Origin of the sequence: Cruoricaptor ignavus, from assembly GCF_900141665.1 — a bacterium.
Lineage (GTDB): Bacteria > Bacteroidota > Bacteroidia > Flavobacteriales > Weeksellaceae > Cruoricaptor > Cruoricaptor ignavus.
In genome coordinates, this window is record NZ_FQYI01000004.1 from 1 (window position 1) to 22,039 (window position 22,039).

21 protein-coding genes are annotated in these 22,039 nt (G+C 41.5%); 1 reads left to right on the plus strand and 20 read right to left on the minus strand.

Features of this window, described 5'->3' with window-relative positions; all coding sequences use genetic code 11:
• Positions 1 to 328: 328 nt before the first annotated feature.
• The 15 genes from BUB43_RS05160 to cas6 all read right to left on the minus strand — a co-directional run bounded on the left by BUB43_RS05160 (position 329) and on the right by cas6 (position 15,207).
• Positions 329 to 703, minus strand: coding sequence for a hypothetical protein (locus BUB43_RS05160; RefSeq protein WP_073178981.1), 375 nt, complete (start codon positions 701 to 703; stop codon positions 329 to 331).
• Positions 684 to 1,916 (minus strand): TIGR02221 family CRISPR-associated protein, encoded by a 1,233-nt coding sequence (gene csx2 / locus BUB43_RS05165; RefSeq protein ID WP_073178982.1) that lies wholly within the window; start codon positions 1,914 to 1,916, stop codon positions 684 to 686. Before csx2 ends, BUB43_RS05160 begins: the two co-directional genes overlap by 20 nt.
• Before the next feature lie 5 nt (positions 1,917 to 1,921).
• Positions 1,922 to 3,004, minus strand: coding sequence for a type III-A CRISPR-associated RAMP protein Csm5 (gene csm5 / locus BUB43_RS05170; protein WP_073178984.1), 1,083 nt, complete (start codon positions 3,002 to 3,004; stop codon positions 1,922 to 1,924).
• A 4-nt stretch (positions 3,005 to 3,008) separates the two neighbouring features.
• On the minus strand, positions 3,009 to 4,043 hold the full coding sequence (gene csm4, locus BUB43_RS05175; RefSeq protein ID WP_083541152.1) for a type III-A CRISPR-associated RAMP protein Csm4: 1,035 nt from the start codon (positions 4,041 to 4,043) through the stop codon (positions 3,009 to 3,011).
• Complete coding sequence (gene csm3 / locus BUB43_RS05180) at positions 4,009 to 4,641, minus strand: type III-A CRISPR-associated RAMP protein Csm3 (RefSeq protein ID WP_073178987.1); 633 nt, start codon at positions 4,639 to 4,641, stop codon at positions 4,009 to 4,011. The genes csm4 and csm3 overlap by 35 nt, the downstream gene beginning before the upstream one ends.
• Positions 4,642 to 4,654: 13 nt before the next feature.
• Positions 4,655 to 5,074, minus strand: a complete 420-nt coding sequence (csm2, locus tag BUB43_RS05185; protein ID WP_073178989.1) for a type III-A CRISPR-associated protein Csm2 — start codon at positions 5,072 to 5,074, stop codon at positions 4,655 to 4,657.
• Positions 5,067 to 6,581, minus strand: coding sequence for a type III-A CRISPR-associated protein Cas10/Csm1 (gene cas10, locus BUB43_RS05190; protein WP_073178991.1), 1,515 nt, complete (start codon positions 6,579 to 6,581; stop codon positions 5,067 to 5,069). The genes csm2 and cas10 overlap by 8 nt, the downstream gene beginning before the upstream one ends.
• A 49-nt stretch (positions 6,582 to 6,630) precedes the next feature.
• Entirely contained in the window at positions 6,631 to 6,894 is a 264-nt protein-coding gene (gene cas2 / locus BUB43_RS05195) for a CRISPR-associated endonuclease Cas2 (protein WP_073178992.1), read from the minus strand.
• A complete protein-coding gene (gene cas1b / locus BUB43_RS05200) occupies positions 6,894 to 7,898 on the minus strand; it encodes a type I-B CRISPR-associated endonuclease Cas1b (protein WP_073178994.1) in 1,005 nt (334 codons plus the stop codon). The genes cas2 and cas1b overlap by 1 nt, the downstream gene beginning before the upstream one ends.
• On the minus strand, positions 7,895 to 8,428 hold the full coding sequence (gene cas4 / locus BUB43_RS05205) for a CRISPR-associated protein Cas4 (RefSeq protein ID WP_073178996.1): 534 nt from the start codon (positions 8,426 to 8,428) through the stop codon (positions 7,895 to 7,897). Before cas4 ends, cas1b begins: the two co-directional genes overlap by 4 nt.
• Positions 8,428 to 10,854, minus strand: coding sequence for a CRISPR-associated helicase/endonuclease Cas3 (locus BUB43_RS05210; RefSeq protein WP_073178998.1), 2,427 nt, complete (start codon positions 10,852 to 10,854; stop codon positions 8,428 to 8,430). Before BUB43_RS05210 ends, cas4 begins: the two co-directional genes overlap by 1 nt.
• A complete protein-coding gene (cas5, locus tag BUB43_RS05215; protein ID WP_073178999.1) occupies positions 10,839 to 11,531 on the minus strand; it encodes a CRISPR-associated protein Cas5 in 693 nt (230 codons plus the stop codon). Before cas5 ends, BUB43_RS05210 begins: the two co-directional genes overlap by 16 nt.
• 6 nt (positions 11,532 to 11,537) lie before the next feature.
• Positions 11,538 to 12,497: a type I-B CRISPR-associated protein Cas7/Csh2 gene (gene cas7b / locus BUB43_RS05220; protein ID WP_073179239.1), complete on the minus strand. Its 960-nt coding sequence runs from the start codon at positions 12,495 to 12,497 to the stop codon at positions 11,538 to 11,540.
• 1 nt (position 12,498) lies between these two features.
• Complete coding sequence (locus tag BUB43_RS05225) at positions 12,499 to 14,199, minus strand: hypothetical protein (protein ID WP_143154043.1); 1,701 nt, start codon at positions 14,197 to 14,199, stop codon at positions 12,499 to 12,501.
• Between the two features lie 222 nt (positions 14,200 to 14,421).
• Complete coding sequence (gene cas6 / locus BUB43_RS05230; protein ID WP_073179003.1) at positions 14,422 to 15,207, minus strand: CRISPR-associated endoribonuclease Cas6; 786 nt, start codon at positions 15,205 to 15,207, stop codon at positions 14,422 to 14,424.
• A 272-nt stretch (positions 15,208 to 15,479) separates the two neighbouring features.
• Between cas6 and BUB43_RS05235 the strand changes: the two genes are divergently transcribed.
• Positions 15,480 to 16,778 carry a Na+/H+ antiporter NhaC family protein gene (locus BUB43_RS05235; protein ID WP_083541156.1) on the plus strand — a complete coding sequence of 433 codons (1,299 nt, stop codon included), beginning with the start codon at positions 15,480 to 15,482 and terminating at the stop codon, positions 16,776 to 16,778.
• A gap of 7 nt (positions 16,779 to 16,785) precedes the next feature.
• On the opposite strand, the gene recN is transcribed toward BUB43_RS05235, so the two are convergent.
• The 5 genes from recN to BUB43_RS05260 all read right to left on the minus strand — a co-directional run bounded on the left by recN (position 16,786) and on the right by BUB43_RS05260 (position 21,981).
• A complete protein-coding gene (gene recN, locus BUB43_RS05240) occupies positions 16,786 to 18,435 on the minus strand; it encodes a DNA repair protein RecN (RefSeq protein ID WP_073179007.1) in 1,650 nt (549 codons plus the stop codon).
• Positions 18,436 to 18,438: 3 nt separating this feature from the next.
• Positions 18,439 to 19,335 carry a type IX secretion system protein PorD gene (gene porD, locus BUB43_RS05245; protein WP_073179009.1) on the minus strand — a complete coding sequence of 299 codons (897 nt, stop codon included), beginning with the start codon at positions 19,333 to 19,335 and terminating at the stop codon, positions 18,439 to 18,441.
• The gene (coaBC, locus tag BUB43_RS05250) at positions 19,332 to 20,531 is read right to left on the minus strand and encodes a bifunctional phosphopantothenoylcysteine decarboxylase/phosphopantothenate--cysteine ligase CoaBC (RefSeq protein WP_073179011.1); all 1,200 of its coding nucleotides are present in this window, start codon (positions 20,529 to 20,531) and stop codon (positions 19,332 to 19,334) included. Before coaBC ends, porD begins: the two co-directional genes overlap by 4 nt.
• Positions 20,532 to 20,621: 90 nt before the next feature.
• Positions 20,622 to 20,942 (minus strand): DNA-directed RNA polymerase subunit omega, encoded by a 321-nt coding sequence (locus tag BUB43_RS05255; protein WP_073179013.1) that lies wholly within the window; start codon positions 20,940 to 20,942, stop codon positions 20,622 to 20,624.
• A 34-nt stretch (positions 20,943 to 20,976) separates the two neighbouring features.
• Positions 20,977 to 21,981 carry an outer membrane protein assembly factor BamD gene (locus tag BUB43_RS05260; protein ID WP_073179015.1) on the minus strand — a complete coding sequence of 335 codons (1,005 nt, stop codon included), beginning with the start codon at positions 21,979 to 21,981 and terminating at the stop codon, positions 20,977 to 20,979.
• Positions 21,982 to 22,039: the final 58 nt, after the last annotated feature.

Sequence of the window (22,039 nt, forward strand, 5' to 3'; positions counted from 1 at the left end):
CACCCATCCGAAAATCCATTTCTTGTTGATGGCATCGGCTACATAGCGGCTGTCGGTGTAGATGTATTTCAATTCCAGTGTGGTGCGATTAAAAGCCGTTGCTTTCGGCGGAACAAATCTAATAAACTTAGGCTATGAAGCCAAATGTTTCCCGAGTTTTTCGCTAAAAAAATCGTCAACCCCCAATCATAAGATTTCATTGGGGGTTCGACGACTTTGTAACCCGCTCATTATAAGGCAAATATAAAAATAAATTATGTTCGAAGATGTCAAAGAACTAATTTCCAGCAAGACCGACGACTTTTCCTTTTGCCGGCATGCTCTCCTTTCAGCTTAGAGCTAAAGGATATTCTCGAAATTTCACAAACTGAAACCTGCTCTGCTTCACGCCCTGCTCGGTTTCTTCTACGCTGCGTACCGTGGTGGAAGCTACGCACCTTATCGCATTATCCTGCAGCAATCTTAGCATTGCCACCACGAATGTAAGCTCTCCCATAATATGCACGGCATCTTCCTTGGTTTGCAGCATTTTCCTGATTTTCTCTGCGTAGCTTTCTGCGAGCTTCACCACTTCTTCTGTGGATGCTTCGGGTGGTATAGCGGGAAAGGGCAAGTCTTTGACGCTGCCGAACATTTCTACCGCTGCGCTTATCTGCTCTTCAGGCCAGTTAGCCGATGGATGGTTAGAGAGGTTGAGGAGCATTAAAAATATCCTTTATTTTCATAAATGATTCATTCAAGAGGATTTGGAAATCATCATCATTTGGTCTAAATCCGCCATGGTTTATATCATTTCTGGCTTTTGTAAGTTTCGAAAAAATCCCAGATATAGTTTTAATATCTTCTATTTGATTTAAAATTTCAATGGAGTCTTCATTTTCAGCTTTTGCCAATTCAAATTTCCATTTCTCCTTAGGCTTTCGGCCAAATTGTAGATATTGACTTATTAAATTCCTATTTTCTTCTTCTTTGAAATCCCTGTCAACTTCTTCACAAAGCATTGTGATAATACCCTCCTGAAGTTGGGTTATACCTTGTTGCGTAAGTCCCTTATCTACACACCATTGAACACCCAGCATTATATTCTTGCTGCTTTGAGATTTAAAATCTGCTATGGCTGTTTTAATATTATGAACTATCGGAACGAATGGCGGTAATATATTGGATTTTTCAAGTTTGTAAATATCATTAACAATCTCTACTCCTTCAGAAAATCTATATATTGAACTACCTCTATTTGTGAGGAAATTTTGTGAAACTATTGAAAGATTTGTGGCAATGTTACCTATGAGGGCAGCCTCTGAACTTCCAATACCTTTTACGCTTTCGTTCGCTAATTCTGCAAATTTATCCGCATTTCCAAGTTTTATAAAATTATTCGCAGCAACTGTCCAATCCTGCAATGCTGAAAATGGTGTAAGGTCAAAAATTGGTGCTTCACGATCTTCTGGATTTGGTATGTTTTTCTCAACCAGATATTTAGGCCCCAAGACCTCAAATGCACCATAATAAATGCCGGTAACTTTTATGTTTTTCAGAAACTTAGCGTACTGCATCAGTACTATACCAAGCATCGGTAAAGAACGGAAGCCGTGCGTAATATCCAGAACAATTTCGTCGTCATCTTTTAGCTGCTTAAAGACTACATCAAAGATTTCCCAAATCTGCTGTTCCGAATTACCGTCAGGAATTTTAACCTTTGTGAATTCCTGCTCACCCTCTTGTGTAAGTTTACCGTAATTTTCTTCGGCAGCGTCTGTACAGAATATATAGTGATTATCGAAATCAATATTTAGCAATTCAATGAATGCGTTCTGTACAAATTTTACTACGCGTGATTTTTTTCCATTAAGCAAATAGCAGCACAATGCATAATCAGTGGTTCCCAAAAACGATAAGAATACTGTTCTGCTCATAGCTTCTAATTTTCCAATTCAAGTTTTACCCAGCCCACCGGCAAAAATTCTCCCAATTCTATTGCCCTCGTCAAAGGAAATTTCTTCGCATCAATAAGAGGCGGGTTCTTAAAACCATTATTCCTTAAAAATTTTGTAAAATTCTGTTTGTTATTAGAATTATCAGCGTTATAAAGTGCAAGAGCAACGGTATTGTAATAGAATCCTTTGCCGTTACCAATTCTCAAGCAGGCTGCATTTTCACGGTTGGCTCTATCGATTTGATTTGATTTTTCTCTATAAAATTGTAATAAATCGTCATAATCAACCTTATAATCCTGGCTGAAAGTTTGACCTGCGTTATCAAGTAGAAACATTTCCATTTCATTGCATTCCTTTGAATAAAGGTTGATTTTTGGAAATATCTGCTCCCAGTTTTGATTGCCGAAATTCGCAGTAAAATGCGTGGACTTATTCTCTAATACTGCTTCCCACAAAGTTTTTACCCTATCTACTCCTGTAGTGATTTTAATTTTATTGACATTTACAATACTTAGCGCATCATATCCAAATTCATCTGTATCGCTAATCTGCAATTCAATTTTTGCAAGCTCGCTATCAAGTTTTTTTTCTAGATTTTTTCTTACAAAATCATTTTCTAAACTATTCAGATAATCATTTGCCCAACGCATTCCCTCATTACTTTTTGTCCAATCATATAGTAATGCTGTTTTTATAGCGCCTTTTATCGTGCTTCCAGGGATGTATGGTTTTTGGCCTGCGTTTTTTACGATGGTGTTTAGCTCTTTTATCTCAGTGCCGCTGCACTGGTACGATTTTAAGATGTACTCCTCCTCATCAAGATTTAATTCTTCTTCAAGAAAGCTTTTAAGGCTAAAATTCTGATTTCCAGATGTAATACCACTTACATAATCATCCATCAATTCAGGATATTCACCAAGTATTTTTTCTACAGCAGCCTTGTTGATGTAGTGAATTCCTTCGTTCGCCTGGTCAATTATAAAATCAGCATAAGGCGACAGCTTTTCGCCGCTGCCAATGCAGACAGGACTAAGCGTGGTGAGCTTTATATTGTAAGGATTGGGCATTTTTTTAATTGTTTTTATCCAAATAATCGGGAAGTGCAATGCTTAGCGCACCGCTGTATTTCCAGTAATCTCTTTCGGCTTTCCATTCTTTGTCATCAATTCTTTGCGGCAAATCTTCATTCAAAACTGCCCCTTCCAAAACGGCAAGCCGTACAGGCAACCTCTTAGCATTTCCGTAAGGCATTCCGCCGCGTTTTTTGGTTTGGTAAAATTCCAGTTTTTCTGCGGAATTTGCATCAGGATAAGCCAGCGATAGCAGCATCTTTCTGCCGGTATTTTCTTTGGTTTCAAAATCTTTGAAAATCACTTCGTCAATTTTTCCGCATCCTGTGGAGCGTTCGCCGCCAATTCCTGTGAATGGCAATTGTCCGATACATTTGGTTAAAATATCTTTATCCGCTTCATCAAGCGTTTCCTCTAAAAGAAAATACCAGTGCACCTTGTGATTTTCATCGCCCAAAATCATCAGATCGGTTTGAGAATAGAGCTTGCCGTCATCTTCAGTTGTGCGCACTTTCACTTTCAGGCTGTCCGTTTTTTCGGCGAGTTTAAAATTAACACTCTCAGGAATTTCTGATGAGAGAAAAAGCGTTTCGCTGCTTGGCTGAGAGAATTTCCCTTCGCTTTGCAGCCATTCTTCCACCGAAGTTCCGGCATTATAAACGCCCTGAGAAATGAATTTTATTTTCTTGAATTTCTTGAAATCAACTTTGGGCTCTTTATCGTTATTGTTGAATTTTACCAAATTAGCAATAATTGGTTTTGGTAGAAGATAAGTGAATTTCTCATCTTTTTCCACGCAGAAAAACCCGGAAGAAAATTTTATTTTTCCTTCCTCGAAATACCCTCTGAAATCTTCCAGCTTTTCAGGATAATTTTTCGCAAGGATGGAAATGAAGGCGCCGAAGATTACATCGGAATGCAGAATGTCCGAGCATTGGCCAAGCGTGGTGGCTGAATGCTCTGCATACTCGCCCAGATGAAATCGGTAGCCAGGTTTACATTTAAGAATGACTGCCTGCATTGATTTTTGCCTCATTTATGGTGTGTAAAATGTTGACTTTTCCGTAGCCTCTTGTTCCGCTTCCGCCAAGATAATCGTTCTGCAACAGGTCGAAACCTTCTTTCAATTTGTTTTCAAACTCACTTGCATCATCGCCCTCATACACATCCATCACGATTTCAAAATCGAAAACCGCACCGGCAGGCACACGCTCTATCTGGCGTGGATGCTGCGCTTTGCCGCTTTTTCTGTCAATTACATTTTCAAATTTTCCTTCGGAAAATTCTTCGTCCATTTGTGCGCCAGCAAAATTTTCTTTGAATTTTTTAGTGTCCAGATAAGCATCACGGAAAATCAGCCTTGTATTACCTGATCTTTCATCAGTTGAGCTTCCGAACAATTTCTTTAAAATTTCGGAATCATTTTTCACATCGTCCGAGCCTTCCTTCTTTGCTAAAAGTGAACGGATTTTTCCTTTGAAGGAACTTCCCGGGATATAAGGCACGCCAAGCGGTGTCTTAATCACAGGGCTATCCAAACCGCCAATATCCATACTGCTTTTAGAGCCACCGATATGAAGACCAGTTTCCAAGGTGATAGTGCCGGTGATGATTTTTTTATCGAGCAGTTTCATTTTTTTAATTTAATTATTTATGAAATTTGTGATAAGCTACGAAGGCTTCCATTGTCTTTTTGAAAGATTCTAATTGCTCTTTGCTGTTTACATTTTGAATAAGTAAATCTACAAAGGACATAAACTCTTTTGCTTTTTTGTTGCTTTGGCGTGCAGAAATGTAAGCTAGGTTTGGCCTTATCATTTTTAATTCTGAAACTTCTTTTACACCCACTATTTTACTAAAAACATTTCGAAGCTGATGAGTGGTAATGCTCTCTTGCTTTCTGTTTGGATTGTTTGTTGCGTAAGTATATTCGATAAAGCCTTCAATATCTTTGAAAGTTTTATCAATATCCATATCCTTGGCTTTCTCCGAATCTCCTAATTTTAGTAGATTGTCAAATGTTTGCGAAAAATACTTAGTCTTCACATCATTTGCCATTTCAGTCATTGTTGGCATATTCTGTATTTTTTGGTTTATAATTTTTAAGTGATAGTTCTGCCCATCTTGCTGCCACTACAAAAGGTGCAGCAGCATTAGGCTTTTTTGTTGCATCTTCATCTTTTCTCATAAAATCATCTATTAATGCCTCTGCATAAAAAACGAAAAGTTTTTCTAGCTCCGCCCTGCCTTCCGCAGACTTTGCGTTGCGCAAATAATACTTCAGCCTATAAACTTTCGGAATTTCGATTTTATTTGTCTTGTGGATTTTCTCCTGCAGGCTCACGAAGCCAAGGTCTGAAGATTTCACACGATGCAGTAAAGCCCGGGATTCATTATTTTCCGTGATGAGTTTTTTCAATTTCACAGCCCATTGAGCTGATTCTTTAAAATCACTCCATTTCAAAGGCTCGCCGAAAATTGTGATTTTATTTTTCCCGTGAGATTTTGAAATCCCCAAGGCTTCTTCCGCTTCTTCTGCCAGCCTTATCATCGGGAATTTCCGGTGGACGATTACAACGCCCGCAGAAATTGTAGGCGGATTTTTTTGAATTTCTTCATCAGTAAGAATTCTCAGTATATCAGCTCTTACAAATTCATCGAAAGCAGCCTGAATCTTCGGAGCAACCTCCAAAATCACATCCCAACCTCCAATGAAGAAACAGTCATCACCTCCTGCGAACACAGGATAAACATCGCCGCTTTCAATATCACTTTTTAACAGCGTAAATAATTCCTTTGAGAAAAAATTCTCCATCAGCTGGGAAACCTCCTCGTACTGCTTCCTGCTTCTGTTGCGGAAAAGCAGTCCCAAATTATCCACATCCATTTTCAGTGCCGCAAGTTTGTCGTCGGCTCCTCTGGCTTTACATTTTTCAGCAATCTCATCAAATGACGAAATGGTGTCTTTAGACCCTTTGGGCAGTTTGTTAAGAATGTTACCTTCGAATGAAAATTCAGGATTCGTACTTTTTAAAACAGCTTTATATGCCATAGAGACATCTTCCCCGTTCGCACTTTTCTCAACTGAAAAGCCTTTGGCATTGAGAAAATCTCTAATGAAATTATCCGTTTTCTCATCATCTTTATTCGTGTCCTGTACCTTTAATTTTTCCCAATTATCCAGAGGCCTGCGATATTTCTGCCGCTGCATTTTATCCGCTAAATCTTCCATCAGCTTGGGAAAATCTACCTCATCATTATAATTTTCCGGCACTGCAACGAAAGCTACGAATGGAAAAACCGAATCATTAATATATGTATTCTGAAACTCTTTCGCCGCTTGGCTTAGCGCTTCCTCTTCGCCGTTTAGAAAAACAATTAAATTTCCGCCACCGTTATACACCCTTTCAAAACCGTTCGGAAAATGCTCCTTAAAAAAGGCTTCGGCGATGTGCGTTAAAGTATAAACCTCGAAAGACCTCTTCTTCAGTTGCTTTGCTGCGCCGTCTGAAGGTATGCTGAAGATATAATCCTGTATACCGGAAATATCAACCTTTAGTAAAAACTTTGCCATATAGATTTATAGTCTATAAATTTAAAAAAATTCGCCAAAAAATAAAGCTTTAAAGAAAATTATCCAAATTATTCTTTTCCAGGCCTATCACCTGCTTCTCAAGCCATTTTTCGTCGCGCGATGTAAAGATAATCAAGCTATCCGTTTCATCATCCATTATTTTTTTGGCATTGGCTATCAGCTCTTTCAGCTTCACCTCGCTTATTTCGCCTTCAAAAACGCTGTTCTGTATCCAGTTCAGGTAGCGCCTGCACAGCTTAAGCATCTTTGCCACGCGCCTTTGCTCTATATCGTAAACGAGTATGCAGTACATTACCACCAGATTTTAAAAGGTTCGTAGCTGTCCATTTTCATAATGTGCTTCACGAGCTTGTAGCATTCCAGCCGGATGAGGTGTCGGTAGCTCACGCTTTTGCCCAGCGTTCTGTGCTTTATGGTTTCGCCCAGCCTTTCCTCCCAGGCACGAATTACTTTTTGTGTGGAAGATGGCTTCAGCAGGCAGCTGTTGAGATTGGTATCGAAATCCGATGCGCTGATTTGCCTTTTGTTCAGCAGCGAAAATATTAACCTGTCCACCAGAATGGGCTTGAAGATTTCCGCCAAATCGAGAGCGAGCGAATAGCGCCGAAATCCCGGCTCGTGAAGATAGCTGATGGTAGGGTTTAGCTGTGTATGGTAAATCTGATCGAGGCAGGCCGTGTAGCACACCATATTGAGAAATGATATCAATGCATTCACCTCATTATTGGGTGGCTGCTTTGTGCGGCTGTTCATTTCAAAACCGTTGATGATTTCGCCAAAGCATTCGTAATACAAAATGCGCACATTGCCTTCTATGCCCATCAGTTCGTCAATTTCCGCGGTCTCGCCAATTCGGGAAATAAGGTGCTCAATCTGCGGAATTCTCTCGCCGGTTTCCCTGCCACGGTTGGCATAGTATTTCAGGTTGCGCAGCATATTGTAGGCGCCGCCTTCCACAAATTTTTGGGCTATGGCCATCCGCTTTTTCTTCGCCGTGTAATGCTCTACCTGGTGCACCAGCACTTTTCCGCTGAGCAGATATTCCTTCGGCATAAAGCTGCCGGTGTAATGCTCGTAATAATCGAAGAAATGCACGGGAATCTGGCTCTTGCCGAGAAAATTGTACATAGCGGAGTTGGCATCCAGCGCGCCGAAGCAGTAAAGATTTTTGATGCCTTCTATGGGCAGAAATTTTGGCGCACCTTCTTTCCCGTGTTCATCCGTGGGTACGAATTTCAGCGTATTATCTTTGCGCGAAAGCCTTCCGGGATTGAACAGGTAGTAGGATTTCTTCATAATTCAGAGGAATAACAGAATTCGAAATAAGAGCATTTCTTACAATATTGAAACTCAATTTTGCCAGGAACGGTTTCAGAATTTAATATTTTCGATATTTCATCTGTCATTTTCCTCAATTCACACTCGTATTCTTCCGATAACTGCACTTCCGTGGTGTCTCTGAATTTTGGGTATTCTATTATCCCTGAAGCGGCAGGAATATTATTCAGTTTCAACATCCATAAATAAAATCTTACCTGCCATTCATGAGAAGCTTCTTTGCTACTTGATTTTTTAACCTCGTGTACGATTTTATTTTTCGCATCATAAAAATCTATTTTTGAAGATAGTAGGATTTCCTTCGAATATTGATAGGAAAGTTCAACCTGCGAATATTTAGCCGGCCTTTGCTGATAGGTATTTTCTCCGATTAATTTACCTTCAGCTACGAGGTCAGAATTTTGTTCCATACGAATGTTATTGGCGTGAAGCCACATCCTTCTCTTGCAATAAATGTAGTAGGAAACAAGGGTAGCATTTATAACCATTATAGAATACAGTTTTCATAGCCCAGCTCAATGCCAGTTTCTTTTGAGTATCTTGATAAATCGCTGAGAACCCTTATGCCGAAATACTCTTCCGGATTGCTGTATTGTGGAGCAGTCTGTTCTTTTCTGATACGTACAGTGAGTAGCCTTCCGCTTATTTTCTTTAGTGCGCTTTCAATCCGGGATTTATAATATAATCTTTGTTGGATGCTTTCTGCCTTCAGGCTTTCTTTCATCAGCAGTACTAACTCCTCATAGCGTTTATCCATGTCATTTTCTGGAATGAAATATTGATAGCTTTCTCCAAACCTACTCTCTACAATTAGTTTAAATTTACCTGCCTTTGCAAATTCGGCTTTATTAATACACTCAATGAAATTATAGGTGCTTTCATTTCCGTATCGATCGATTTGGTAGGTAAATTCTCCTACTGTCAAATCATTTTTTATTTGCTCGAAAAATTTACTCTGAATATAAAATAATTCTTTTTCGAAAACCTTGCCATTTATCTCATCTTTGCAAAATCGAAGGAAATCTTTAGCTTCTTTTCTATAAATCATTTCAGCGCTGCTCTTTCCTTCCCGATTAATCAAATGAAAAAAGAATACAGCGCCGTATTGCTGTTTTTTGTTTCTGTTACATCGTCCAGCACTTTGTATCAGGCTTGGAAGCGGACATAAATCCCTGTAAACCACAGGGAAATCCACATCTACACCGGCTTCAATCAATTGAGTGGAAATCACCATTACCTGTTCATTATTTTTCAGAAAGCGTTTTACTAAATCTATTTTTTCGATCCTGTCCTGTACCACAAAATGCGTATTCAGCAATATCACATTTGGAAATTTGTGTTTCAACTCATTGTATAAAAACTTTGTATCGGCAATGGTATTTAGAATAATTAGGCAGGAAGACTGCTGAGAACAGATGTGAGTAATAAGTTCTTCAAAACTGGTTCTTTCTTCATTGAGCCATTTTACCCAATACCGATTGAAAACTTCCTGATTGAAATATTTCTCAGGGCTTATAATTTCCGTAATGCATTCGCTGTTGTAATTTTTAAAAAGCAGCCTAGGATTTTTATCCGATTTTTCGGGCGGATATATTTTATCTGGAAGCGTAAATTTTGGCATTGTTCCTGTAGAAAGCACCGCATAGGAATTATGTCTCCTGCAAAATTCATCGAGCCAGGCGGCAAAGAAGGTGTACAACCTAGGCGGCAAAGCCTGAATCTCATCAATCAGGAAAATTCTGTTTTTGAAGTTTGGAAGTTTCAGCAGCGTTGAATTTTTATTACTTACCAAACTTTCAAAAAACTGAACGAAAGTTGTCAGAATAAAAGGGTGATCAAAAGTATCTTCTGAGAAGCTTTGTTTTAGCAGGGTATCAAGGTTTTCGGGCGTTGGGTTGTTTTCATAATCTTCCTGTGCTTTTTGTAGTTTTTCATTTTCAGATTTTGATGAGATGGGTAGGCATTCGATTCCTAAACCTTCCAAAATTTCCTGTACTTGATCTGTGATGGAAAGAAACGGTAAAGCGTAAATTATGCCCAAATTACCATCCAGCTCCTGTAATTTTTTTGCTACTGATAGAAGGGTGAAAGTTTTTCCGGCTCCTGTAGGTGCAGGCAACGAAAAAACTCTTTTTCCCAATTCATAATTCTCTTCTACTTTTGCCGTGGCTTCCTTTCGAATTTCCGTCCTGCATTTGTTTAGAGCTGACGCTTCTGAAAATCCATCAATTTCAATAAACTTACTATTTAATTTTTCCCAAAAATTTTTCTGAAAACTACATAGATTTGTCCAGAAGTCATAAGCATCATTATTTGCTGCATCTCTTTTATCCGCTTCAATTACTGATGAAAATACAAATTGGGTATCCATAAAATTTACCAAAGCATTCGGCTTCCAGTTTTTATCTTCAAATTTTGTAAGTAGACAAGTTTTATTAAAATCTAAACAAAAGCTGCTATGCTCTAAATTTAGTTTTTCTGCTAAAAAATTGGACCATTCAAAGTGATTTTCATTAAGAAAACGAAGAGCAGAATCCATTTCATCAAGACTCAGCAAACTATCAAAATCGGGCAGATTTCCGTGGTGATGCGCAATGATTGCTAATATCTGCTGCACCTTATTCTTAAAATCGATTTTATCATTGCTTCCTAGAATGTCTCTTGTCAAAGCTTCATTTTTCATCAGAAAATTCATAAATGCTAGCGCAGATAAGTAGGAATGATGGCTATATCCATAAGCCGGATTTCCGAAAACCTTTTTTTGGAAATTAGGGTTGAATTTTCCTAAATCGTGAAACAGAACAGCAACCTTACCAATAGGCAGGCTGCTGTTTTTTAAATATTTTTCAAGAACTCCTAAAGTATGGGCTTCTAAAGTTTTACTTGGATGAGACCATATTATATCAGGCACCATTTGCTATTGTCATTAAATTCGAAATGCTTTCCTACAACTGAAATTTTATTTCCTGCTGATGGATAAATTACCGATTGAAATTCATTATTCCAGAAATCATCATTCTGATGAACTGGGATATTATCAAAGCCTAAACGCATTGGAATTTGTGCGTTATCTGATAATGTATGTTGATTGGTAACAAACCCCAGTGTCTCAAACTCAGCATTGTCGATCATACTTACTTCTCCTTCCTTAATGAAAGTAATTTCCGCAGGGCAATTGTGCAGCCCTAAAACAGGTTCGTAGTGAGATTCCCCATTTTTGCAGTAGTTTGCGAAATCGTCAAAATAGTTTTCTGATTCTTGATTTAGAAGTGCGAACAAAACCCTATACTTAGGATTGCGAATAAACTCCATCTGCCCCGGTGATTTCCGCCAATATTCTGAGGTATATCGGAAAGTGAATCCCCAAGATTGTTTATTGACATCATTCAGAATTTGAACACCGTAAAGAAAGTCCCTGCACCACTTTGGAAAATGATTCTTCATTTCAGTTCTGCGGATACCAAGAACAGCACCCACCATGCCGATGAAGGCAGTTTTAGTAATTATATCGTGTGATAAAGGATTACTATTAGTTTCTGCTCTTCGGAATTGAGCCCAATTACCAGAAATTTCTAAAAGGACAGCTTTCATTATAACTTAGTATGAGTTATATTTTGCTTTTTCCCCAACATTATTAATAATTTGTTCTTTCAGATTTTCATCTTCCGTATAAAATCTTATTTCTTTTACTTTTTCATTCTTAGCAATTTCAGCAAGACCGGAAAAATCAAAATTATAATCTTCAGAATCTCTTATTTGCTCTTCCTGTTTTTCAGTTGTAATGCTGATGGCTTTATCCACACCATAAATTTTATCAGTTGGGTTAGCATAAACAATCTGAAGAAGTAACAACGCATTCTGATTGGATTTTGTGCGAGTGTTAGCATTATTGACACTAGCCCACAAAGCAGTAAAAAGCTCCTCAATATCGCCCTGATTCAATTCAGTTTGCAAAGCAGAATAAGGATTTATCCAGCCGTGAATTTTATTTAAAGCATAGGGTACCACGGAAGTTGTACCTATGGCCCCACGGGTTTTATCAGCGCTTGATGAAAATACAGAAGTATTCTGATGAATGCGCAAATCCGTTTTGTTTAGCGAAGGGTTTAGCAATGCGAACTGAACAGGACCGGTAAGATTTACTGCAGCATCCTTTTCTGTAGAAATCCCACCAAACAATCTCACATCAATACATTTTTTCAGCAAGGAAAGTGCAGCGGCCTCCATCTCTTTTTTGCCAGGTTTTTGCGGATAATATTTCTTCCACAAAGACTGCATTCTTGCCGATGCTCCGGATTCTTTACTGCCTTCGGAAATTTGAGATTTATCGTTAAAAACATAAACTTCGTACTTAGGCTCTTCTCCGTTTGCAATTGCCAAATTATTTTTTTCAATAAAATAATCGCGTACAAACCGCTTAATCCTTACATCACTTACCAAAACTTGCTTGGTTTCTTCATCATATCTTTGCTCGCCTGTAAATGGATCACCATTTGGTATAGAATATTTACTTTCGTAGAGAAAGAGAATCTCCGATTTTTCAACTGTCGTTTTCATATTAATCATTTTCTGCAATGGTTTCAGTATCTTTTTCAGGTTTTTTATATGGTGCATAGTAGCTCTCAAAAAAACCTAAAGAGCAGTAGTGCTTGTTATATTTTTCTCCTTCAAAATTTTTCAAAGTTTCTGCTAGAGAAAGGAAGGCTTCTTTTTCGGCCTTGAATGCTCTTTCGTGAATCGTGAGCTTTTGATTAAGGAAATCGGAAAATTTGGTCACATCATCCAAAGATGATATTCTACGGGTAAGATTTCCAACATAAGATTTTTCGAATGATTTTATAGGACAATCATCTCGCCAAGCTGCAAAAGGCCGTGCCATAGTTCCTAAAGCCTGACCGATCGTATAGCTTTTGGAGTTAGTAATTTCCGCCATTATATCTGTTTTTTGTAGTCTTATCAAAAAATAAAAATCATACTTCAAAGTTGAGAAACCTTGCCCGCTATTTCTGATGTTGTATTCGACCCTTTCAATAAATGCAGGCAAAATTATAGGGTCGTGATAGTAAGTGTCCGTATATATTTTGGGAAGTACGCTTAATAGATGGTTCTGAAACTTCTTTTTATCTTTTGTTACATCTCCCAAAATTTTCAAAAAGCTAATTTTAGTATCAAAAACTGGTTTACTCTTTAGATTTGGAATTTCAGAATAGGCCCAAGAATTTACTTCGTGCTTTATATTGCGAATCTTTTCATTGATGTTGACCAGCAAACTTTTCTCCAAATTGGCTATTTCCGTTAAATCCCAAAAAACTCCGGCAGGCGATTTTGGTATGTTTGTAAACACAAGGTCGTACTTTACCTTGGCATCAAAATTATTCTCTACCAATTCTGCAAATAAAGATTCATTGTCACCATCCGCCCTGGAACTCATCTCTCCTTCTTTCCCTTGCTCTATATCAACCTCTTCATCATTGAGATACGAGTTGTTTCGTTCGAAAAATCTGACAACTTCTGAAGAATTTAGATTATCAGAGTGTGGAATTGCAATAATCCCTATGTTTGTGGGATTAATCCGTATCGTCGGGCTTTCAGCTGCTTTACCTGCATACATAAGGCTGATGATTTCATCCCTGCTGAAAAGTCGGTTTTTATATCTGCTCTCTTCGGAAAAGCCAGGTGTGGCGCCACCTAATGTTTTATACAGATATTTATCGAGAGCCACTTTGTTTTCGAAAGAAGTGTTGATAACGAGCGAATCCGTGAGAATACTATCAATGTTATCAATAGTTCCTTCAAAATCAATCCATCTTTTTCCTCCGAAATCAAAATGTAAAACTACGGAAGGGTAGCTTTTTAACAGCTTTTCAATTTCATCAGCTTTTTCGCGAAACGCAGCTCTAAACTTTTGAATGAAAGGATCATCCATAGTTTTAGCTACTTCTTCACACTTGAAAAATGAACTTGGCTTCTTACCTTTTGGCATCCTGTAATTGCCATTCTCTTCGATCTCACCTTTTTTATTTACAAAAGATGAATAAACAATGTCACCTATCAAAAATCTTTTTTCAGCATCTTTTTTAGATGTTTTAAAGTTGAGATAGTATATATTGGATTTTTTATCTTCATCGGTTATTTCTGCGGTATTTTCCAAATCAAAAACAAGAGTGTCGCCCTGCTCCACAGGAATATTAATAAAGGTGGTTTCGATAGTATTGCCATTAATATCTTTCTTTTTCGACAGGTTTTCAACATCTTTCATAGCCGAATTTACCTGATCGTGATACTTCCAGGAATTTTCAGAATTTCTATAATGCTTACCAACTTTTATTACCGCATCAAGACTCATAACTCAACCAATCGTACAAAGATAAAAAAATTATATGCAAAAATCATCTTAATAATTCTTTATGTAAATTCGTTTTTTAATCGAGCTCTTGTTTTAATCGAGCTCTTGAGAATTGAAATAAATATTATCTGAATCTTAATTAGGAATTTCTTTTGCTGAAAGAATGCCACAGCCAAGACTATTGTAAGGGCCTGCGCCGGCGTTCATCAACATTTCCACAAATTTCCTTTCCGCCGTCACCTCAATTTTTAAGTTCATCCAACCTCTGATTTTGGTTTGTTGTGCTGTGCCCTCTTTTATGGTTATCAGTCGGGATTTTGGCGGCTTTTGCAATAAAATCGGCTTCAATAAAAGCATTGCATTTTGCGCTGTTTCATCATCATAGCACGCCGCAATTTTGCTGCGCCAGTTAAATAATAAGCTTTCTGCAAACCTTGCATCTTCCGGCGAAAGAAAGGTGTAATTACCATTCTCATTTTTCACTGCCGCTACAATTGGCGATAGCGGTTCCAGCTCCATTTTAATGATTTCGTTCTCCTTTACTTTCTGCAAAGGATTTGGTAAACTCTCTACAGATTTCACGGAAAAAACTGCGCGGGATTTCTTGTCGGCAATCTCGATTTTCTGCGACTGAAACAGCCCTTTCACGAAATTCTCCATTGCTTGCGGCAAATGAAACGCAATCTGAAAACTCACCTCATCGGTAAGCAAATTCATCCTGTCACCATCGATTTCAAACTTGCAGTTCAGCTGAGAAAATGTGAAAAACTTGAAGCCCTTGCCGTAGCCTGTATTATGCAGAAACTCGGCATACTCAGCGTCGCCCTGCGAAATGATTTTATAAATCGCCGCACTCATCGGATACTGATAATTGATAGGAATGATGCGGTCCTTCGTCTGCAGCCTGACTAGAAATCTCATTAATTTTTGCTTTATTCAAATTTAAATAAAACAAAATTATTAACAAAAGAAAGCAGGAGCCTGATAATTAACAACTATTTCAGCGCCTGCTTTCAGTAACTTTTTGCATTCTAATAAATAAAAAAGCGCTTCTGCGAAAGCACTTCCAGTATTGGTCGGGTGCTTACTTAGGCGCAGGCCCGCTTCATACAACAGAAGTTTGTATTGGACGAATCCCCTGTTTTTTTAAGTGCGGTATTACTCAAAATTCTAAATTTGCTGAAAAATTTTCGGTGAAAAAAGATAGCGCTTTTGCACTCCTGCCTTTTTTGGTGTTTGTAATACTTTATTTCGGGGGTTCCGTTTATGCCGGAGATTTTTATGCGCTGCCTGCGCCGCTTATATTTTTGGCTGCAGTTATTATTGCGCTCCTCCAGTTCCCGAAAGATTCTTTTGAGAAGAAGCTGAACGCTTTCGCGCAGGGCGCCGGCGATCCCAACATTATGATAATGATTATCATATTTCTCCTCGCGGGGATCTTTGGAGAGATCAGCAGGGGAATGGGCGCGGTAGAATCGGCCGTCAATTTCGGGCTGCAATACATTGCGCCGCGTTTTATGCCTGCCGCGCTGTTTGCCATTGCGGCATTTATCTCGCTTTCGCTGGGCACTTCGGTAGGAACGATTGCCGTACTCGCCCCGTTCGCTCTCGGTATAGAGCAAAGTGCGCCCGGGCACCTGGGGATTCTGCTGGGCGCGGTGGTGGGCGGATCTATGTTTGGGGATAATCTTTCCTTCATTTCTGATACCACCATCGCAGCGACGCGCACTCAGGGGATAGGTATGAGGGAAAAATTCCGTACAAATATTAAAATTGTATGGATTCCCGCCTTGCTGTCCGTTCTGGCTTTTATCTTTCTAAGCACCGATCTTAGCGGAGTTCCCGGCGGGGTACGGGGAAGCTACACTTTGCCGAAGATTCTGCCTTATCTGCTGGTTTTTGTATTAGCCCTCCTCGGGCTGAATGTAATCTGGACGCTGCTTACCGGGATAATTTCTTCGCTGGTTATCGGTTTTTTCTATCAGGATTTCAGCGCGCTCGAGGCTTTGCAGATGATGGGGAAGGGGATGTCCTCGATGTTCGAAATCAGCATTATTTGCCTTTTGATTGGGGGCATGGTCGGGATAATACGGCACAATGGCGGCATTAGCTATATCCTTGCCCACCTGAAACGGAGGACGAATTCTGCCAAATCGGCGCAGCTTACTGTAGCGGCACTTACCGCAGCTGTGAATGCCTGCACCGCGAATAACACCATCGCCATCATCATCGTAGGGCCTATAGCGAAAGAAATGAGCGATGCCACAGGCGCGCAGCCCAGGAGTATGGCGAGCATAATGGATACCATCTCGTGTTTCGTGCAGGGTGTGCTGCCCTATGGTGCGCAGATCCTCACGGCGCTGTCCATAGTTTCCTTTTCGGTTTCTCCCTGGGAGGTTATTCAGTACCTCTTTTACCCATTCCTTATCGGGGTTTTTATCATGGGGTATATTTTATTGCAGAAGGGGAATCCTATGGCGAAAGAGCGCTGAAACGCCATCATTTCATAAGCTCCTTAGCCTGTTCCAGGGCGGCATCTGTGATTTTGGCGCCGGACAGCAACTGGGCAATCTCCGTTAATTTTTCATCCGCAGAAAGCGGGATTACAGTGGTGCGGGTTTTTCCTTCCATATCGGATTTTACTACTTTATAGTTGGCATCGCCCTTGGCGGCAACCTGAGCCAGATGCGTGATCACGACCAGCTGGAGATCCCGGGACATCTCTTTCATCAGGGATCCGATTTCCTCCGCCACCTTTCCGGAAACTCCGGTGTCGATTTCATCCAAAATCAAGGTGGGCAGGGCGGAGTTTTCAGCCATAATTTTCTTTATAGCCAGCATTACGCGGGACCTTTCACCACCCGATATCGCCGACTGTATGGGCCTCAGAGGGAATCCTGAATTTGCCCTGAAAAATATACCGATTTCCTCGCCGCCAAATGGCCCGGGCTCTGCCGCAGGGGCGAGCTCCGCGGTGATTTTTGCCTTCCCCAATCCAAGTCTCTTCAGCACCGATTCTGTTTTTTCCGAGAAAACGGGTGCTGCGGAGGTTCTGTTTTCAGAAAGCTGCCCTGATAAGTGCATCAGTTTTTCATACGATTCTGTAAGGCTTTTTTCCGCATCAGCAATCTTGCCTTCCATATCCTCGAAACTGCTTTCCTGTGCTGCCAGTTCTTCGCGGATTTCTACCAATTCATCAATGGATTGAGCTCCGTGCTTCAGGAAGAGCGCGTTCAGGCGGTTGTTTACACTGGTGAGGGACGCCAGCAATTCGGGGTTGATTTCCAGGTTTTCCGCGCCGCTTTCCAGTTCGCCGAGGATATCTTTTATTTCGAAATAAGTTTCTTCCAGCCTTTGCTTAAGATCATCAAACCGCGGGGAAAGTTCTGAAATTCTGGTTAATTTCATCCTCGCGTCGTTCAGCGAAGAAATCACCCCGACCTCCTCAGCATTGAATTTTGAAATTACTGAAAAAAGCTGCTCCGAGATTAATTCCGCATTCTCCAGAGTGGCAAGCTGCTGCTGAAGGTCCTCATAGTCCAGCTCGTCCAGCTGCATTTCTTCCAGTTCATTCAGCAGAAACCTGTTGTAATCCGTGGTTTTGTTTCCTTCCGCAAGCTGGGTTTTCAGCCTCTTTAGTTCTTGCTTTAATTTTTGATATTCAGTGAATTCCGCCTGATAATCAGAAAGTAAAGGATAATTCCCGGCGAGCCCGTCCAGAATCTTAAACTGATATTCCTGAGAAAAAAGCTCTGAAGTTTCAAACTGAGAGTGGATGTCGATAAGCTTTGAGGAGAGGCTTCGCAGCACTTCCAGCGTCACGGGTACATCGTTTATAAAAGCGCGCGACTTCCCGCTCGGCAAAATTTCCCTTCGGATGAGCGTCTGGGAATCGTAATCCAGGTCGTTTTCCTCAAAAAAAGCCTTCACCTTCTCGCTGATACGGAACTCCGCCTCCACGATGCTTTTCTCTCCCGATTCGCTCACCGCTTTGGCGTCTGCCCTTTCGCCCAGAATAAGGCGCAGCGCCCCGAGGATGATGGATTTCCCGGCACCAGTCTCCCCCGTAATCACCTGCAGGCCGGGGCTCAGGCTGAGCTCCAGCCTTTCGATCAGGGCAAAATTCTGTATAAAAATCCGCTCCAGCATCGGCTACTTCAGTTTGTTCCACTTCTCAGAATCTTTCGGGGAGAGCGTGTTCAGCAGCGCCTGCAGCTCCGAAATATTCACCCCGGAAGTGTTTCTCCCTGAGAAAACATTGTAAATCTCATCCTTTTTCGTATCCATATAAATGTTGAAAGGATAGTTCATCTGGAAGTTGGTCTCGTATTGTTTCAGCATCATCAGCGAGCTGAAAATGCCGCGCTTTGCCTGGTTCTGATCCTGCTGGTAGAGCTGGTCCATCCCGTTTCTGTGGTAGGAGTAGAAGGAATTGCGCATCGTGTTGCTGTCCGGGTTCAGCAGGGTTTCTATGAGCCTCGCCCGTGTGCGCGGCCCCTCGGACTGCGACCATCCGGAAAAGCGCTGATTCTGAGAATTTTGTGAAATCTTTAGCGCCTTCTCAAACCAGGGCTGGCCACCCATCTGCGCGAAACTGTCGGCATCGTAGCCAAGGATGAGGTAGGTGTAGAAGGCGATCACATCTATCATATTCTTCCCAGAAAAGGCACGCTCGTTGAACGCCAGGTTCTCATTTTCGTTGTACTCAAATTCAAATTTCTGGTCGTTAATGTTCAGCAGCGGGCTCTCATAAGTAGTGTTGAACACCGGGCGGGAGGCCTGCACCACGATACTGCCGGAGTACTGGTTGCCGTTTCTGCCGGTGAGCAGTATCGCGAAGTTGCATTTTATTTTTTCGAAATTCTGGAGTTTTCGCCCCGTCCAGCTCGTGTTGTTCACAAAGTCGCGGAGCGTTTTCTCCATTGTTTTAAAGACCTGAGGATTCGTGCTGCCGAGCTGGCTGTAGTTTACCTGTACATTGGCAAGCAATTCCTGCGCCCCTGCCGCCTGCGAGAGCATTACCATCAGGATAAATATTAATTTTCTCATGAATTCAGTATTTCGTTTTCCAAAAAATCCAGGATGTCTGCCGCCACTTCCTTTTTTGGTTTCAAAGAATATTCCCGGGTGGTTTTTTCCGTTAAAATTTTAATGTGATTGGTATCGTTTCGAAAGCCCGCGCCTTCGCTTCGCAGGGAGTTCAGGACTATCATATCCAGGTTTTTGGACCGGAGCTTGCCCATCGCGTTCTCTTCCTCGTTTTGCGTTTCCAGCGCGAAGCCTACGAGTTTCTGCGCCGCCTTGCGCTCGCCCATTGTGCGGAGGATGTCTGGGTTTTTCACAAGCTCTATGGTCATTTCATCCTCCTTTTTTTTAATTTTTTGGGTTGCTGTTTCTTTCGGCCGGTAATCCGCAACGGCCGCGCTTGCGATGGCAACATCTACATCATCAAAAAACTGGAAAACCTTGTCGAACATTTCTCGAGCAGTGGTCACCCGGTGCAGGATAATATTCCTGTGCGATGTGGAAAGTGCTGTTGGTCCGGATATCAGCACTACTTCTGCGCCTCTTTCTGCCGCCGCTTCTGCCAGGGCGAATCCCATTTTCCCTGAGGAATGATTCCCGATGAAGCGCACGGGGTCGATAGCCTCGTAGGTGGGGCCGGCCGTCACCAGAAATTTTTTTCCGCCTAATGATGTTGCTGTCCTGCCAAAGTACCCCCGCAGAATGCCAATTATATTCTCAGGCTCCGCAAGCCTGCCCTCGCCGGTGAGCCCGCTCGCAAGTTCGCCGCTCTCAGCAGGGATGATGATGTTTCCGAAATCTTCCGCCGCTGCAAGATTCTGCCGTGTGGAGGGGTGCGCGTACATATCCAGATCCATAGCGGGGGCGATGAATACCGGGCATTTTGCGGAAAGATATACTGCGACTGCGAGGTTGTCGCAAATGCCGTGAACCATCTTCCCGAGCGTGTTTGCTGTGCATGGCGCTACCAAGACGGCATCTGCCCAAAGTGCCAGTTCCACATGGTTGTTCCAAGAGCCATTACTGCCAAAAAAATCCTGATAGACATCGTTTTTTGAAAGTGTGGAGAGGGTAAGCGGCGTGACGAAATTAGCCGCATCGGCCGTCATTACCACGCGGACCTCTGCGCCAGCCTTGACGAGCAGACGCACAATGAGCGCAGATTTATAGGCGGCGATGCCCCCTGTGACTATCAGCAGGATTTTTTTTCCTTTCAAAATTCAAACTTTGTGGAAACGAAAATAAGCATTTCCTTAAAAACAAAAAAAGCCGCGATAAGTGCGGCAGTAAATTGACATAGAAAAGTCTTGTTAATTTCTCTCATCCGTCCTGCGGAAATAGATTTCATCATTCATCCACTCTGCGATGGCTATGGATGTCGGTTTTGCCATTTTCTCATAATGGCGGGATATCTCAATCTGTTCCCGGTTTTCGAAAACTTCCTCAAGGGTAGCATTCTGGACGGAGAATTCCTCGAGTTTTTCGTGCAGTTCGCTGCGGATTTCAGCGTTGATCTGCTCCGCTCTTTTTCCCATAATTACGATGGCGTCATAAATTGAGCCTACTTTGTCCTCAATTCGTTCTCTGTCGTAAGTAATCGTGTTGATTTCTGGCTGTACTTTAGTGCTCATTAAAGCGAATATTTAAAGTCTGCAAATTTACGAATTAATTTTTTACCGGTAGCGTGATTGCCGGAGCAGGGGTGGATGCCTCTGCGCTGTCGATCCTTGCTTTGTCTGTCTGCTGCAGGCTTTTTTGAAGGTCGTTTTCTTCTTCCTCAGCTAGTTTTTTCCGCCTTTTGGCGCTTGCCCTTGCCTCTTCTGCCTTTTGCTTTTCTGCGAGTTTTTCTTTGTGTTTTTCAGTATCGGCTTTTACTTTGGCAAAGCGTTCCTTCTCCGCAAGCAGTTTCGGCTGCTGCTCGGCTGCGGTTTTTGCGGCATCGGTGCCTTGAGCATTTTTTTCCAGAAATCTTGCGTAGGAGAGCGCGTTTTCTATCCGTTCCTCCTTAAGGCTGTATATGGAGTTCATCGCCAGCTCGTAGCGGGACTTCATTATATAATCATAGATTTTTGGGCGCAGGGTGGTGGCGGGGAAGTCGTCCAAAACATTTTCAAAAGAGGCGTTCGCAGCCTTATATTCTCCCATTTTGAAGAACTGGCGTGCGTTTTCGTATGCCTTGTATTCCAGTTTGTAGCTAAGTTCCTCTATCAGCTCGTTGATGTTTTTGGCCTTCTCCGAGTCGGGATAGCTGTTTAGAAAACTCTGCATTTCATTGATGGCAGATTCCGTGCTTGTTTGGTCCAGGTTGTACTGCAGGGAGCCCTGGTAGTAGTTCAGCGCTGCCATATACGCGGCTTCCTCCGCCCGCTCGTCATTGGGGAAGGTGGCGGCATATCTTTTAAAATGGCTGGCCGCGAGCTTGTAATTTTTATCGTAATACTCGGCATAGGCAGTTTTAAGAAGCACCTCCTGCAGCTCATCAGTACCGGCTACCAGCTTTGCCGCACGCTCGTAGAGCGCCAGTGCCTCCTTCCATTTTTTCTTGGAGTACATATCATTCGCCGCAGAGAGGATTACATCTTTGTCTGTGCTTTTCATCGCGGCGTCGTACTGGTTTTTGCAGGAAGCCAGCAATGCCGCTATGCTGAGGATATAGAGAATCTTTTTCATAGAATTTTGACCAACGCGGCCATTCAGTCGGCAAAAATACCAATTTTTCAATTGATGG